Origin of the sequence: Pseudomonas agronomica (genome assembly GCF_025917275.1) — a bacterium.
Taxonomy (GTDB): Bacteria; Pseudomonadota; Gammaproteobacteria; order Pseudomonadales; family Pseudomonadaceae; genus Aquipseudomonas; species Aquipseudomonas agronomica.
This window is the reverse complement of sequence record NZ_JAOSHO010000921.1, coordinates 1-905: the sequence shown is the minus strand read 5'-3', so window position 1 is coordinate 905 and position 905 is coordinate 1. Positions and strand designations below refer to the sequence as shown.

The 905-nt window shown below is 61.1% G+C and carries 1 protein-coding gene; it reads left to right on the top strand.

From position 1 onward, the window contains the following. Positions 1-41: 41 nt before the first annotated feature. The gene (locus OC610_RS28125) at positions 42-815 is read left to right on the top strand and encodes an enoyl-CoA hydratase (RefSeq protein WP_264432909.1); all 774 of its coding nucleotides are present in this window, start codon (positions 42-44) and stop codon (positions 813-815) included. The last annotated feature ends 90 nt before the right edge of the window (positions 816-905 follow it).

Genomic DNA, 905 nt, shown 5'->3' with positions numbered 1-905 from the left:
AGGGCATCGAGCCAAAATTCAGCGCTTAACAGGAGTCATCTATGAGTTACGAAACGATTTTATTGGAGATCAAGGACCGCGTCGGCCTGATCACGCTTAACCGTCCCCAGGCGCTGAATGCCCTTAACGCGCAGATTGTGAGTGAGCTGAACCAGGCGTTGGACAATCTGGAAGCGGACCCGAAGATCGGTTGCATCGTGCTGACCGGCTCGAAAAAAGCCTTCGCCGCCGGCGCCGACATCAAGGAAATGGCCGAGCTGACCTACCCGCAAATCTATCTGGATGATTTGTTCAGCGACAGCGACCGCGTCGCCAACCGCCGCAAGCCGATCATCGCGGCTGTGAATGGTTTTGCCTTGGGCGGCGGGTGTGAATTGGCGTTGATGTGCGATTTCATCCTGGCCGGTGACAACGCCAAGTTCGGCCAGCCGGAAGTCAATCTCGGCGTGCTGCCGGGCATGGGCGGCACCCAGCGCCTGACCCGTGCGGTGGGCAAGGCCAAGGCCATGGAAATGTGCCTGACCGGGCGCTTCATCGATGCGGTGGAAGCCGAGCGTTGCGGCATCGTCGCGCGCATCGTGCCGGCTGATGAACTGCTGGACGAAGCCTTGAAGACGGCGGCATTGATTGCTGCCAAATCCGTGCCCATCAGCATGATGATCAAGGAAAGCGTTAACCGCGCCTTCGAAGTCAGCTTGTCCGAAGGCGTGCGCTTCGAACGCCGGGTATTCCACGCCGCGTTCGCCACGCAGGACCAGAAAGAAGGCATGGCCGCGTTCGTGGCCAAGCGCGCGGCGGAGTTCCAGGACAAGTAACACAGCTCGCGCCTTCGTCGGGCGCCGCCCGGAGCATGCAGTGGTGCGGTGCTGAACGGACCCCCCGTGGCGAGGGAGCTTGCTCCCGCT